A 15,044-nucleotide genomic window follows, 5' to 3' on the forward strand; every position below is an offset into this window, starting at 1 on the left:
ATGAGAAATTGAAAGGTGTCATCGAACATGGCTCAAACTTTTCTTGGCCAGAAACGCTTGCGCAAGTATTTCGGCAAAATCCGCGAAGTGCTGGAGATGCCGAATCTGATCGAGGTTCAAAAATCCTCTTACGATCTTTTCCTTCGCTCCGGCGATTCCGATCTGCCGCTGGACGGCGAAGGTATCAAAGGTGTGTTCCAGTCGGTTTTCCCGATTAAGGACTTTAACGAAAACTCCATTCTGGAATTCGTCAACTACGAGCTTGAAAAGCCGAAGTATGACGTTGAAGAATGTATGCAACGCGACATGACTTACAGCGCACCGCTGAAGGTTACTCTGCGTTTGATCGTGTTTGATATCGATGAAGATACAGGCGCGAAATCTGTCAAAGACATCAAAGAACAAGACGTCTTCATGGGCGATATGCCTCTGATGACTCCAAACGGCACATTCGTTGTAAATGGCACCGAGCGTGTGATCGTTTCCCAGATGCACCGCTCTCCTGGCGTGTTCTTTGATCACGACAAAGGCAAAACACACTCGTCTGGTAAACTGCTGTTTGCTTGCCGCATTATCCCATATCGCGGCTCTTGGCTGGACTTCGAGTTTGACGCCAAAGACATCGTGTTTGCGCGTATCGACCGTCGTCGTAAACTGCCTGTGACCACCCTGCTTTATGCACTGGGTCTGGACCAGGAAGGCATCTGTGACGCCTATTACAACACCGTAGACTTCAAGCTGGATAAGAACAAAGGTTGGGTCACCAAGTTCTTCCCAGAGCGTGTGCGCGGCACACGTCCAGCATATGACTTGGTTGATGCAGCGTCTGGCGAAGTGATCGCGGAAGCGGGCAAAAAAGTTACCCCTCGTGCGGTTAAGAAACTGATCGACGCAGGCGAAGTCACTGAACTTCTGCTGCCTTACGATCAAATTTCCGGCAAGTTCGTTGCGAAAGACATCATCAACGAAGAAACCGGCGCGATCTATGTCGAAGCAGGCGACGAGCTGACCTTTGAATATGACAAAGACGGCGACATCATCGGCGGCACAGTCAAAGAACTGTTGGATGCGGGCATCACCGACATTCCAGTTCTGGACATCGACAACGTCAATGTTGGTCCATACATCCGCAACACACTGGCACAAGATAAGAACATGAACCGCGAAACCGCGCTCATGGACATCTACCGTGTGATGCGTCCGGGTGAGCCACCGACCGTTGAAGCGGCGTCTGCACTGTTTGACACTCTGTTCTTTGATTCCGAGCGTTATGATCTCTCCGCTGTTGGCCGCGTGAAGATGAACATGCGTCTGGCTTTGGATGCGGAAGACACTCAGCGTACCCTACGCAAAGAAGACATCGTATCCTGCATCAAAGCGCTGGTTGAACTGCGCGATGGTAAAGGCGACGTGGACGATATCGACCACCTCGGCAACCGTCGTGTGCGTTCCGTTGGCGAGCTGATGGAAAACCAATACCGTGTGGGTCTGCTGCGCATGGAGCGCGCGATCAAAGAGCGTATGTCTTCTGTCGAAATCGACACAGTCATGCCTCAGGATCTGATCAACGCGAAACCAGCAGCGGCGGCTGTTCGTGAATTCTTCGGCTCTTCGCAGCTGTCGCAGTTCATGGACCAAACCAACCCGCTGTCCGAAGTGACACACAAGCGTCGCTTGTCTGCGCTTGGCCCAGGCGGTTTGACCCGCGAACGTGCTGGCTTTGAGGTGCGCGACGTGCACCCAACCCACTACGGTCGTATGTGTCCGATTGAAACGCCGGAAGGTCCAAACATTGGTCTGATCAACTCTTTGGCGACATTTGCACGCGTCAATAAATACGGCTTCATCGAAACACCTTATCGTAAGGTTGTTGACGGTCAGGTCACCGACGAAGTGCACTATATGTCCGCGACTGAAGAGATGCGCCACACAGTCGCTCAGGCGAACGCGCAGCTTGATGCTGAGGGCAAATTCCAGAATGAGATGGTGAACACCCGTCAAGCGGGCGACTACACCATGGCGTCTGTGGGTTCTGTTGACCTGATCGACGTTTCTCCGAAACAGTTGGTCTCTGTTGCGGCATCTTTGATCCCGTTCCTTGAAAACGACGACGCGAACCGCGCCCTGATGGGGTCGAACATGATGCGTCAGGCGGTTCCTCTGCTGCGTGCAGAAGCGCCGTTGGTCGGGACTGGTATCGAAGGCAAAGTTGCGATCGACTCCGGTGCGGCGATCCAGGCGAAACGCGCGGGTATCATCGACCAAGTTGATGCGCAGCGTATCGTTATTCGTGCAACCGAAGACCTCGAGCTGGGCGACGCGGGCGGTGACATCTATCGTCTGCGCAAGTTCCAGCGTTCCAACCAAAACACCTGCATCAACCAGCGTCCGCTGGTGAAAGTAGGCGACACGGTTGGCAAAGGTGAAGTCATTGCTGACGGCCCATCCACTGATCTGGGTGAACTGTCCTTGGGTAAAAACGTGGTTGTCGCGTTTATGCCTTGGAATGGCTACAACTACGAGGACTCCATCCTGATCTCCGAGCGTATCGCGCGCGACGACGTCTTCACTTCGGTTCACATCGAAGAGTTTGAAGTTGCTGCTCGTGACACGAAGCTTGGGCCAGAAGAAATCACTCGCGACATTCCAAACGTCGGTGAAGAAGCGCTGCGCAACCTCGACGAGGCAGGCATCGTTTACATCGGTGCGGATGTAGAACCGGGTGACATTCTGGTCGGTAAGATCACACCGAAGGGCGAAAGCCCAATGACGCCAGAAGAAAAACTTCTGCGCGCTATCTTCGGTGAGAAAGCATCCGACGTACGCGACACATCTTTGCGTGAGAAGCCAGGTGACTTCGGTACCGTTGTGGAAGTTCGCGTCTTTAACCGCCATGGTGTGGAAAAAGACGAGCGTGCGCTTCAGATCGAACGCGAAGAAGTGGAAGCACTGGCGCGTGACCGTGACGACGAGCTGGCGATCTTGGATCGTAACATCTATGCCCGTCTGCGCGATCTGATCATCGGCAAAGTCGCTGTGAAAGGCCCGAAAGGCGTCAAAGCGAACTCCGAGATCACTGAAGACCTGCTGTCCATGCTGACCCGCGGTCAGTGGTGGCAGTTGGCTCTGAAGGACGAGCAAGACGCACAGATCGTTGAAGCCCTGCACGAACAGTATGAAGCACAGAAACGTGCTCTGGACGCGCGCTTTGAAGACAAGGTCGAAAAAGTCCGCCGTGGCGATGATCTGCCACCGGGTGTGATGAAGATGGTCAAAGTCTTTATCGCCGTGAAGCGTAAGCTTCAGCCGGGCGATAAGATGGCGGGTCGTCACGGGAACAAAGGTGTTATTTCCAAGGTTGTACCGATGGAAGACATGCCGTTCCTTGAAGATGGTACACCGGTTGACTTCTGTCTGAACCCACTGGGCGTTCCGTCCCGGATGAACGTTGGTCAGATCCTTGAAACTCACATGGGCTGGGCAGCCCGTGGTCTGGGTATCAAGATTGACGACGCTCTGGGTGACTACCGTCGCACTGGCGATCTGACACCGGTTCGCGAAGCAATGGCCTTGGCCTATGGCGAAGATGTCTATGACGAAGGCATCGCCGGCATGGATGAAGGTCAGCTGATCGAAGCGGCAGGCAACGTGACCCGTGGTGTTCCAATCGCGACACCAGTCTTTGACGGTGCGAAAGAGGGCGACGTGAACGACGCTCTGGTCCGCGCTGGCTTTGACCAATCTGGTCAGTCCATCCTGTTTGACGGTCGTACCGGTGAACAGTTTGCACGTCCTGTGACAGTGGGTGTGAAATACCTGCTGAAACTGCACCACCTTGTGGATGACAAAATCCACGCGCGTTCCACTGGTCCATACTCGCTGGTTACTCAGCAGCCATTGGGCGGTAAAGCGCAGTTTGGTGGTCAGCGTTTCGGAGAAATGGAGGTCTGGGCTCTGGAAGCTTACGGCGCTGCATACACCCTGCAGGAAATGCTTACTGTTAAGTCGGATGACGTTGCAGGCCGGACCAAGGTCTATGAAAGCATCGTTAAGGGCGAAGACAACTTCGAAGCGGGCATCCCAGAGAGCTTTAACGTTCTCGTGAAAGAAGTCCGTGGTCTTGGCCTGAATATGGAACTCCTGGATGCGGAGGTTGAGGAATAAGGGCCTCGGCCCTTCTTCCCTTCCACCCTTCCGCACTAATTTGAGGTATCAAAATGAACCAGGAAATCACCAATAATCCATTCAACCCTCTGACACCGCCAAAGGTCTTTGACGAAATCAAAGTCTCCTTGGCGTCCCCAGAGCGGATCCTGTCTTGGTCTTACGGCGAAATCAAAAAGCCAGAGACCATCAACTACCGTACGTTCAAACCAGAGCGTGACGGCCTGTTCTGCGCGCGTATTTTTGGCCCAATCAAAGACTACGAATGTCTCTGCGGCAAGTATAAGCGCATGAAATACCGCGGCGTTGTCTGCGAAAAATGTGGTGTTGAAGTTACGCTTCAAAAAGTACGTCGCGAGCGTATGGGTCACATCGAGCTGGCCGCACCAGTTGCACACATCTGGTTTCTGAAATCGCTGCCATCCCGCATCGGCCTGATGCTGGACATGACATTGCGTGATCTGGAACGTGTTCTGTACTTTGAAAACTACGTTGTCATCGAGCCGGGTCTGACCGACCTGCAATACGGCCAGATGCTGACCGAAGAAGAGTACATGGATGCCCAAGACGCATACGGCATGGACGCTTTCACCGCCAACATCGGTGCGGAAGCGATCCGTGACATGCTGTCCATGATCGATCTGGAAGCCGAAGCCGAGCACCTGCGTGCGGAACTGGCCGAAGCAACCGGCGAGCTGAAGCCAAAGAAGATCATCAAACGTCTGAAAGTTGTGGAATCCTTCCTGGAATCCGGCAACCGCCCAGAGTGGATGGTTATGACCGTGATCCCAGTGATCCCACCAGAACTGCGCCCACTGGTGCCTCTGGATGGTGGTCGTTTCGCGACATCTGACCTGAACGATCTGTATCGTCGTGTGATCAACCGGAACAACCGTCTGAAGCGTCTGATCGAACTGCGCGCACCTGACATCATCGTCCGCAACGAAAAGCGGATGCTGCAGGAGTCTGTGGACGCGCTGTTTGACAACGGCCGCCGTGGCCGCGTGATCACCGGTGCGAACAAACGTCCTCTGAAATCCCTTTCCGATATGCTGAAAGGTAAGCAGGGTCGTTTCCGTCAGAACCTTTTGGGTAAACGCGTCGACTTCTCTGGTCGTTCCGTGATTGTGACCGGTCCTGAACTGAAACTGCATCAGTGTGGTCTTCCCAAGAAGATGGCGCTCGAGCTGTTCAAGCCGTTCATCTACAGCCGTCTTGAAGCCAAAGGCCTGTCTTCCACTGTGAAGCAAGCCAAGAAACTGGTGGAAAAAGAACGTCCAGAAGTTTGGGATATCCTCGATGAGGTGATCCGCGAACACCCAGTCATGCTGAACCGTGCGCCTACATTGCACCGTCTCGGCATTCAGGCGTTCGAACCGACCTTGATCGAAGGTAAAGCGATCCAGCTGCACCCGCTTGTCTGTTCTGCGTTTAACGCGGACTTCGACGGTGACCAGATGGCGGTTCACGTACCTCTGAGCCTTGAAGCTCAGCTGGAAGCCCGTGTTCTGATGATGTCCACCAACAACGTTCTGTCGCCTGCAAACGGCGCGCCGATCATCGTTCCTTCTCAGGATATGATCTTGGGTCTCTACTATGTGACCATCGCGCGTGACGGCATGAAGGGTGAAGGCATGGTCTTCTCTTCCGTGGAAGAGGTAGAACACGCTTTGGACTCTGGTGAAGTGCATCTGCACGCGAAGATCCAAGCCCGCATCCCTCAGATCGACGAGAACGGTCTGGAGGTCATGAAGCGCTACGAGACCACCCCTGGTCGCGTGAAGCTGGGTGCATTGCTGCCTCAGAACAACAAGGCGCCATTTGACCTGGTGAACGACCTTCTGCGTAAGAAAGACGTTCAGAAAGTCATCGACACTGTCTACCGTTACTGTGGTCAGAAAGAGTCCGTGATCTTCTGTGACCAGATCATGTCTATGGGCTTCAAAGAAGCGTTCAAGGCGGGCATCTCGTTTGGTAAGGACGACATGGTTATCCCTGATGGCAAATGGACCATCGTGGATGACACCCGTGATCAGGTGAAAGACTTCGAACAACAGTACATGGACGGCCTGATCACTCAGGGCGAAAAGTACAACAAAGTTGTCGATGCTTGGTCCAAATGTAACGACAAAGTCACCGACGCAATGATGGGCACCATCTCTGCAGCGAAGACTGACGAGGATGGCTCTGAAGCAGAACCAAACTCTGTTTACATGATGGCTCACTCTGGTGCGCGTGGCTCGGTTACTCAGATGAAACAGCTGGGCGGGATGCGTGGTTTGATGGCGAAGCCGAATGGCGACATCATCGAGACGCCGATCATCTCGAACTTTAAAGAAGGTCTGACCGTTCTTGAGTACTTCAACTCCACCCACGGTGCCCGTAAGGGTCTGTCGGATACGGCGTTGAAAACAGCGAACTCTGGTTACCTGACCCGTCGTCTGGTGGACGTTGCACAAGACTGCATCGTGCGTATGCACGACTGTGGCACCGAAAATGCGATCACTGCGGAAGCAGCGGTTAATGACGGTGAAGTTGTGGCAACTCTGGCAGAACGCGTTCTGGGCCGTGTGTCTGCAGAAGACATCATGCGTCCGGGCACTGATGAGGTTCTGGTCGCCAAAGGTCAGCTGATCGACGAACTTATGTCTGACTCCATCGATGAAGCGGGCGTTGCCTCAGCACGCATCCGTTCGCCGCTGACTTGTGAAGCGGAAGAGGGCGTCTGTGCGATGTGTTACGGTCGTGACCTTGCACGCGGTACATTGGTGAACACTGGCGAAGCCGTGGGCATCATCGCGGCGCAGTCCATCGGTGAACCTGGTACACAGCTGACAATGCGTACATTCCACATTGGTGGTGTTGCGCAAGGTGGTCAGCAGTCCTTCCAGGAAGCCAGCCAAGAGGGCACCATCCGCTTCGAAGGCACAAACGTGCTGGAGAACGCGCAGGGTGAAATCCTGGTTATGGGCCGCAACATGAAGCTCGAGATCATCGACGGCAATGGCGACTCCCGTGTGACTCACAAACTGGGTTACGGTTCCAAACTGTTTGTTAAAGATGGCCAGACCATTGGCCGTGGCGACAAGCTGTTTGAATGGGATCCGTTCACTCTGCCAATCATCGCCGAAAAAGCGGGTAAGACCAAATACGTGGACCTCGTGTCCGGTATTGCTGTCCGTGACGTCACCGATGATGCAACTGGTATGACCCAGAAAATCGTGACCGACTGGCGTTCCGCGCCAAAAGGCAACGAGCTGAAGCCAGAAATTATTCTGGTGGATGCAGATGGTGAGCCAGTACGCAACGATGCGGGCAACCCAGTGCATTACCCAATGTCTGTTGACGCGATCCTGTCCGCAGAAGACGGTCAAGAAGTTCAAGCTGGTGACGTCATCGCGCGTATCCCTCGGGAAGGCACGAAAACAAAAGACATCACCGGTGGTCTTCCACGGGTTGCGGAACTGTTCGAAGCACGTCGTCCAAAAGACCACGCGATCATCGCCGAAATCGATGGTTACGTGCGCTTTGGCCGCGACTACAAGAACAAGCGTCGTATCTCGATCGAGCCAGCGGATGAGTCCATGGAGCCAGTGGAATACATGGTGCCAAAGGGCAAACACATCCCAGTTGGCGAAGGTGACTTCATCCAGAAGGGTGAATACATCATGGACGGCAACCCAGCGCCACACGACATCCTATCTATCATGGGTGTAGAGGCTCTGGCGGACTACATGATCGACGAAGTGCAAGAAGTTTACCGCCTGCAAGGTGTTAAAATTAACGACAAGCACATCGAAGTCATCGTACGTCAGATGCTGCAGAAATGGGAGATCCAGGACTCTGGTGAAACCACACTGCTGAAGGGCGAACATGTCGACAAGCAAGAGTTCGACGCTGCAAACGAGAAAGCAATTTCCCGTGGCAAGCGTCCAGCGAAAGGCGAGCCGATCCTGCTGGGTATCACCAAAGCGTCCCTGCAGACCCGTTCCTTCATCTCTGCGGCGTCCTTCCAGGAAACCACACGCGTTCTGACCGAGGCATCTGTCCAAGGTAAGAAAGACAAGCTGGTTGGTCTGAAAGAAAACGTCATCGTGGGTCGTCTGATCCCAGCCGGTACTGGCGGTGCAACACAGGCGGTTCGCCAAGTTGCGCAGTCTCGTGACAATGTGGTGATTGAAGCCCGTCGCGAAGAAGCAGAAGCAGCGGCAGCCCTGGCGGCGCCATCTGCGGATGAGTTCTCTGCTGCGGACGTGTTTGAGGACGCGCCAATCGAGACACCAGAGAGCCGCGACGAGTAATCGTTTCGACCACAAAGACTTGAAAACCCCGGCCATCGCGCCGGGGTTTTTATTTGGATTAGTGACAATGATGTTGGCCATCACATTTTGTCACTTGCGTCATGGGTTTGCGCGATTAGGGTGGATCAGTCTCGGTCCCACAATGGTCGGTTCCCATGCCAGTTCTAAATGACAATCTGCGCGGCGCGCTCTTCATGATGGGCGCGATGTTTGCCTTTACGGTGAATGACACGATCATCAAATGGGTGGGCGTGAATATGTCCCTGCCGCAGCTTCTGGCGATCCGTGGGACGATCACCACGTTGATTTTGTTTGTGGCCGCCATGTCGGTCGGTGCGTTCAGGCAGCCTATTGAAAGACGAGATGCCTGGCTGATTAGCGCGCGCGCGGCGTGTGAAGTCGCAGCGGCCTATTTCTTTTTGACGGCGCTACTGCGGATGGACTTGGCAATTGCGACAGCGATCCTGCTGGTCTTGCCCCTGTCCGTCGCGCTTTGTGCTGCATTGTTTTTTAAAGAGCCCTTGGGCTGGCGACGCATGCTTGCCATTTTGATCGGTTTCTGCGGTATGCTGCTGATTGTAAAGCCGGGCCCAAACGGGATCACCGTTGAGGCGTGGCTCGCACTTGCTGCCGTTGCGTGTGTCACGGCGCGCGATCTGATCGCGCGGCGCATCACGAAGAAGACTCATTCCCTCGCTCCTGCATTGGCCGGAGCGTTTGGTGTCGGCTTATCGGGCTACGTGGCTATGGCTGGCCAGGACTGGGTGCCAGTGTCATTGCCCGACATGATTGCTTTGACGGGATCAGCTGTGATGGTCGGGATCGCTTATGCCTGTTCCGTTGGTGCGATGCGGGTCGGCGAAGTCGCTTTCGTCGTTCCGTTTCGCTACACCAGTTTGGTCTGGGCGCTGGTGCTTGGCTATGTGGTTTTCGGAGAATGGCCTGATTGGCTCTCCTTGCTGGGCGCTGGTATTTTGGTCGCCACCGGTCTCTTCACGATTTACCGCGAAACCCAGACGCGAAAAGCTCAACCAAAAGCCGCGCGTACCTGATCACTATCGATGGCGAAACGGAGCTTGAAATGCGCTTCGCCTTCTTTGTCGAGAGGCTGAAGGTTCACCCGCTTCACATTGGCTTTTTGCCGAGAGTCGTTGAAGTCATTATGCCCGCGAATGAACATGTCTTCATCAGTATAGGTTACAGTGGGCATAACCTGGTTAATCTTATTGTGCCCGTAGTTCATGATTGTTTGATCCACAAAAGGAGCCACCGCCATGCCAAGGGCTACTCCATAATAAGGCATGAAAGACGGGGCCGATAGCATGCCATGTGTTGTGGGCCGCGCAGAAAATCCTCGGTTGAAATCGATGCCAACCGAGGCTGATTTGGCCAAAAGGCCACTGCAGTCATCCGCAGCTGCTCGGAACCGTTCGATAAAGTTCACCGCCACCGCGTCATCGTCATCATGGCGAAATTGCAGGCTGGGCAATTCTGAGTTTTCACGCAGATGTCGATTTATGACCTTCTTCATCACAGGCCGATGTTTTGCAGGATCCTCCGCGACTATTTTTGCCTGAGGCATATCAGTGATCATTGCTTCGAGCTGCTCGCGGTATCGGGCCGGAAGACAGGTGCCAACAACAATCAGAAATTCAAAATTTTGATCCGTCTGCGCCTTGAGGCCGGGCAGGGCGATGGTCTCAAAAGTCCGCATGCGGTCATCCATACGCTCGGGCGCATAAAGATAAGCGCGGCGCTCTTCTATAGAATCATGTTCCACCTGAAACCCTCCCAAAGCCGGGTAGGAAAAGCGGCAAAGGCCGATGACCTGCATGTCTTGGGAGTTCATACCAAACGTGCTCTCTCTCACCTAATTCATGGTGTTTAATTCATGACAGCGGTGTCAAGGGCTGCCAACTGTCTATCGTCCTCTAAGCTCTCATTTCTTCTAGCAGCCTTAAGTCGATTGGTTTGTATATTTCAAGATCGTCTGGGTTGGCCGCTATCCATTCGCGAAACACGATCACGGGTCGTGCTTCACCTTCTCTTATCCAATCGTGTGTCTGTGGATTTATTATACTTTCAATCAGATCTGAATTTGTAACTGGTGAATAAGAATAGAAACATCCGTATATCCGCTCCGCTCCAATTCCGTCGGCAACAAATTTGGTCGTGAAGTTGTTGTGCAATTCCCGCCCTACGTCTTCCATCCATTGGATGATGGCATAATAAGCCGCCACATCGTTGGTGCCGCCGATTTTGGCGTAGCTCGCGGTTAGAAAACGAAATTCAACCTCATCGCTACATGGCCTCCAGTTCAATTGCGACAGAAAGCTCTTGGCGACGGAATTGAATTCAAATGGATTTAAGTTTGGATTGTCCAGATAGGCGAACTCGTCGGCCCAGTATCCTTTGGACATGAGAACACTAACAAGTTCTGCGAAATCTTTGGGTTTTGGCTCTCTAGTGCAAATACCGGTGTTATCTCTGAAACGCGCCGCCGCTCTGAGAAGCTGAAATTGATAGCTTGAAAAGTAATCTTTAAATTCATTCATGCGTTTATATAAAGGTTAGATTTAACTATGTGGACGTCGCTTTCAGCCTATTGTTTGATCAATTGCTTGAGCGAGTGTTCTTGTTCAATACCTTTCGGCAATGAAAAGTTTGGACAGAACCCGGGTAATTCCAGGCGATATTTAGGCCAGCGACGCAACAGAATATGCCTTTGTGAGATGCAGGCTGTTCCATTCCTATGAAGAAACAACAGCCGGTCATTTGTTCTTAAGACGATATGGCGATGCCCCAAATCTACTAGCACGAGCCGACTGCTCAAATCGTGTCCGGGAACTTTGATAACGTCTACTACCTTGACTCGCTGAAAGTTCACCTCAAGAACAAGCCCATTGTACAAGAGGGCCGCGAGTATAAAAGCAATAGCTATTGAGGATCGCCTGAGGAAACGTTCAGATTGAGTTTCGGACGAAGGCGAAGATGATTTCTGTTCAAACGACATCGCTAACAACCATTAAAAATATACGTCTTTATTCCGTACGAATATGCCGATTTTGGGAGCCGCTCGTGGCAAGTATTTGGTTTGCGCTTGGATCGGGGAATTTGCTAGTGCACGACTGGTTGGTGAAGTCCACTTTAGTGCGAAGGATTGTTCGAGATATGTGTCTGACAATGAATTGCTCAGACATTGTTCACGTTGGCTCCTCTGCGTTGGCAACCTAATGTTGACATGCCCTCCGACTCCCCCTATACGCGCGAACCATACGGCTCAGGGGAGATGTCCCTCACGCCGCAATCAAAATTTCAGTGGCTAAGGTCCACGCTACTTTGAAGCGTGCACCCTCTGGAAACTAACCGCGATGTTCGCCTCGGTACGGGAACATTTGCGGCTTTTGCGCTATGTGGACACATGTGGCGTACAGAATATGAGCGTATGGGGACACCCATGCATAAATGAGTTAGGAACGGGAAACCCCTATGCCAACGATCCAACAGCTGATCCGCAAGCCGCGTCAGCCTAAAATCAAGCGCTCCAAGTCTATGCACCTGGAGCAGTGCCCACAGAAACGCGGCGTTTGCACACGCGTTTACACAACAACTCCTAAGAAACCGAACTCCGCGATGCGTAAAGTTGCGAAGGTTCGTCTGACCAACGGTTTCGAAGTTATCTCTTACATCCCAGGTGAATCCCACAACCTTCAGGAACACTCCGTGGTTCTGATCCGTGGCGGCCGTGTAAAAGACCTTCCGGGTGTCCGTTACCACATCCTCCGCGGTGTTCTGGATACCCAAGGCGTTAAAGATCGTAAGCAACGTCGCTCCAAGTACGGCGCGAAGCGTCCTAAGTAAGAAGGATATTTATAAATGTCTCGTCGTCACGCTGCTGAAAAACGTGAAGTTCTGCCAGACGCAAAGTTTGGTGACCGCGTTCTGTCCAAGTTCATGAACAACCTCATGATCGATGGCAAAAAATCCGTTGCAGAAAAAATCGTTTACAACGCGCTTGATCGTGTTGAAAACAAAGTAAAACGCGCCCCTGTCGAAGTGTTCCACGAAGCACTGGACAACATCAAACCATCCGTCGAGGTTCGTTCCCGTCGTGTTGGTGGTGCGACTTACCAAGTTCCAGTTGAAGTGCGTCCTGAGCGCCGTGAAGCGCTGGCCATCCGTTGGCTGATCACTGCGTCACGCGGTCGTAACGAGAACACAATGGAAGAGCGCCTCGCAGGTGAACTTCTGGATGCTGTGAACTCTCGTGGTAACGCTGTTAAAAAGCGCGAAGATACTCACAAGATGGCCGAGGCGAACAAAGCCTTCAGCCATTATCGCTGGTAATTCCAAAAGGTATTCTGACCAATGGCACGCGAATATACGCTTAACCACTACCGTAACTTCGGTATCATGGCGCACATCGATGCGGGTAAAACAACCTGTTCCGAGCGCATCCTGTACTACACAGGTAAATCCCACAACATCGGCGAAGTGCACGATGGTGCGGCGACCATGGACTGGATGGAGCAGGAACAGGAACGTGGTATCACCATCACATCCGCTGCGACCACCACGTTCTGGGAGCGCACAGAGGACGGCCAAACAGCCGACACTCCTAAGCACCGTCTGAACATCATCGACACTCCGGGCCACGTTGACTTCACCATCGAAGTTGAACGTTCCCTGGCGGTTCTCGATGGCGCGGTTTGTGTTCTTGACGCAAACGCTGGTGTTGAGCCTCAGACTGAAACCGTTTGGCGTCAGGCTGACCGCTACAAAGTTCCACGTATCGTGTTCGTTAACAAAATGGACAAGATCGGCGCGGACTTCTTCAACTGCGTTAACATGATCGAAGACCGTACTGGCGCAAACGCTGTTCCAGTTGGCATTCCTATTGGCGCAGAAACCGAGCTGGAAGGCTTGGTTGACCTCGTGACCATGCAAGAATGGGTCTACGAAGGTGAAGACCTTGGCGCATCTTGGGACAAACGCGACATCCGCCCTGAACTTCAGGACATGGCGGACGAATGGCGCGGTAAGATGATCGAAGCGGCCGTCGAAATGGACGACGACGCGATGGAAGCATACCTGGAAGGCGAAGAGCCATCCGTTGAGAAGCTGCGCGAGCTGCTTCGCAAAGGTACACTGGAAATGGCATTCGTGCCTGTTCTGGGTGGTTCCGCGTTTAAAAACAAAGGTGTTCAGCCGCTGCTGAACGCTGTGATCGACTATCTGCCGTCCCCACTGGACGTTGTTGATTACATGGGCTTCAAACCAGGTGACGAAACAGAAACTCGTGACATCGCACGTCGTGCGGACGATGACATGGCGTTCTCTGGTCTGGCGTTCAAAATCATGAACGACCCGTTCGTTGGCTCCCTGACCTTCACACGTATCTACTCTGGTACGCTGAACAAAGGCGACACCCTGCTGAACTCCACCAAAGGTCGTAAAGAGCGCATCGGTCGTATGATGATGATGCACTCCAACAACCGCGAAGAGATCACCGAAGCATTCGCAGGTGACATCATCGCTCTGGCAGGTCTGAAAGACACAACAACCGGCGACACACTCTGTGCAACCGGCGAACCAGTTGTTCTTGAAACAATGACCTTCCCAGATCCGGTGATCGAGATCGCAGTTGAGCCAAAGACAAAAGCTGACCAAGAGAAAATGTCTCAGGGTCTGCAGCGTCTGGCGGCCGAAGATCCATCCTTCCGCGTGGAAACTGACCTGGAATCCGGTCAGACCATCATGAAAGGCATGGGCGAACTTCACCTAGACATCCTGGTGGACCGTCTGAAGCGCGAATTCAAAGTCGAAGCGAACATTGGTGCGCCACAGGTTGCGTATCGTGAGACCATCGGCCACGAAGTCGAGCACAGCTACACCCACAAGAAACAGTCTGGTGGTTCTGGTCAGTTTGGTGAGGTTAAACTCATCATCACACCGACAGAGCCAGGCGAAGGTTATTCCTTCGAATCCCGCATCGTTGGTGGTTCGGTTCCAAAGGAATACATCCCAGGTGTTGAAAAAGGCATCCAGTCTGTCATGGACAGCGGCCCTCTGGCTGGCTTCCCAGTGATCGACTTTAAGGTTGCTTTGATCGACGGTAAGTTCCACGACGTTGACTCCTCCGTGCTGGCGTTCGAAATCGCATCCCGTATGTGTATGCGTGAAGGTATGCGTCTGGCGGGTGCGAAACTGCTGGAACCAATGATGAAAGTCGAAGTTATCACTCCTGAAGAGTATACCGGCGGCATCATCGGCGACCTGACATCCCGTCGTGGTCAAGTGTCCGGTCAGGAACCACGTGGTAACGCGGTTGCAATCGACGCATTTGTGCCTCTGGCAAACATGTTCGGCTACATCAACACCCTGCGCTCCATGTCTTCTGGCCGCGCGCAGTTCACCATGCAGTTTGACCACTACGACCCAGTGCCAAACAACATCTCTGAAGAAATCCAGGCGAAATACGCCTAAGCGAAATTGGGGCGCGGATCCGTCCGCGTCCCTCCTCAATTGATAGGAGGCCATTATGGCTAAGGAAAAGTTTGAACGTTCCAAACCGCACTG

8 protein-coding genes are annotated in these 15,044 nt (G+C 53.1%); 6 read left to right on the forward strand and 2 right to left on the reverse strand.

The genetic code is table 11. From position 1 onward, the window contains the following. Positions 1 to 27: 27 nt before the first annotated feature. The 3 genes from rpoB to TA5113_RS00125 all read left to right on the forward strand — a co-directional run bounded on the left by rpoB (position 28) and on the right by TA5113_RS00125 (position 9,517). On the forward strand, positions 28 to 4,164 hold the full coding sequence (gene rpoB, locus TA5113_RS00115; protein ID WP_058316553.1) for a DNA-directed RNA polymerase subunit beta: 4,137 nt from the start codon (positions 28 to 30) through the stop codon (positions 4,162 to 4,164). Between the two features lie 53 nt (positions 4,165 to 4,217). Then, entirely contained in the window at positions 4,218 to 8,465 is a 4,248-nt protein-coding gene (gene rpoC, locus TA5113_RS00120; protein ID WP_058314168.1) for a DNA-directed RNA polymerase subunit beta', read from the forward strand. 155 nt (positions 8,466 to 8,620) lie between these two features. Next, complete coding sequence (locus TA5113_RS00125) at positions 8,621 to 9,517, forward strand: DMT family transporter (protein WP_058314167.1); 897 nt, start codon at positions 8,621 to 8,623, stop codon at positions 9,515 to 9,517. Here TA5113_RS00125 and TA5113_RS00130 read toward each other — a convergent pair. Beyond that, on the reverse strand, positions 9,493 to 10,314 hold the full coding sequence (locus TA5113_RS00130; RefSeq protein WP_306337706.1) for a putative rhamnosyl transferase: 822 nt from the start codon (positions 10,312 to 10,314) through the stop codon (positions 9,493 to 9,495). The two genes, TA5113_RS00125 and TA5113_RS00130, sit on opposite strands and share 25 nt — an antisense overlap. An 82-nt stretch (positions 10,315 to 10,396) precedes the next feature. Continuing rightward, on the reverse strand, positions 10,397 to 11,020 hold the full coding sequence (locus tag TA5113_RS00135) for a hypothetical protein (RefSeq protein WP_058314166.1): 624 nt from the start codon (positions 11,018 to 11,020) through the stop codon (positions 10,397 to 10,399). A gap of 934 nt (positions 11,021 to 11,954) precedes the next feature. Here TA5113_RS00135 and rpsL point away from each other — a divergent pair. Genes rpsL through fusA form a run of 3 tightly spaced genes read left to right on the forward strand, consistent with a single transcriptional unit; the run spans position 11,955 to position 14,951 of the window. After that, complete coding sequence (rpsL, locus tag TA5113_RS00140; RefSeq protein ID WP_009810698.1) at positions 11,955 to 12,326, forward strand: 30S ribosomal protein S12; 372 nt, start codon at positions 11,955 to 11,957, stop codon at positions 12,324 to 12,326. Between the two features lie 15 nt (positions 12,327 to 12,341). Continuing rightward, positions 12,342 to 12,812 carry a 30S ribosomal protein S7 gene (rpsG, locus tag TA5113_RS00145; RefSeq protein ID WP_058314165.1) on the forward strand — a complete coding sequence of 157 codons (471 nt, stop codon included), beginning with the start codon at positions 12,342 to 12,344 and terminating at the stop codon, positions 12,810 to 12,812. Between the two features lie 21 nt (positions 12,813 to 12,833). Then, on the forward strand, positions 12,834 to 14,951 hold the full coding sequence (gene fusA / locus TA5113_RS00150) for an elongation factor G (protein WP_058314164.1): 2,118 nt from the start codon (positions 12,834 to 12,836) through the stop codon (positions 14,949 to 14,951). The last annotated feature ends 93 nt before the right edge of the window (positions 14,952 to 15,044 follow it).

The sequence above is a fragment of the Cognatishimia activa genome (genome assembly GCF_001458335.1).
In the GTDB taxonomy this organism is placed as follows: domain Bacteria; phylum Pseudomonadota; class Alphaproteobacteria; order Rhodobacterales; family Rhodobacteraceae; genus Cognatishimia; species Cognatishimia activa.

Excerpts from the sequence above, each read along its gene's own strand:
- TA5113_RS00130 (WP_306337706.1), bottom strand. The coding sequence starts at position 10,314 with ATGAACTCCCAAGACATGCAGGTCATCGGCCTTTGCCGCTTTTCCTAC.
- rpoC (WP_058314168.1), top strand. The coding sequence starts at position 4,218 with ATGAACCAGGAAATCACCAATAATCCATTCAACCCTCTGACACCGCCA.
- rpsG (WP_058314165.1), top strand. The coding sequence starts at position 12,342 with ATGTCTCGTCGTCACGCTGCTGAAAAACGTGAAGTTCTGCCAGACGCA.
- TA5113_RS00125 (WP_058314167.1), top strand. The coding sequence starts at position 8,621 with ATGCCAGTTCTAAATGACAATCTGCGCGGCGCGCTCTTCATGATGGGC.
- rpsL (WP_009810698.1), top strand. The coding sequence starts at position 11,955 with ATGCCAACGATCCAACAGCTGATCCGCAAGCCGCGTCAGCCTAAAATC.
- TA5113_RS00135 (WP_058314166.1), bottom strand. The coding sequence starts at position 11,020 with ATGAATGAATTTAAAGATTACTTTTCAAGCTATCAATTTCAGCTTCTC.
- fusA (WP_058314164.1), top strand. The coding sequence starts at position 12,834 with ATGGCACGCGAATATACGCTTAACCACTACCGTAACTTCGGTATCATG.
- rpoB (WP_058316553.1), top strand. The coding sequence starts at position 28 with ATGGCTCAAACTTTTCTTGGCCAGAAACGCTTGCGCAAGTATTTCGGC.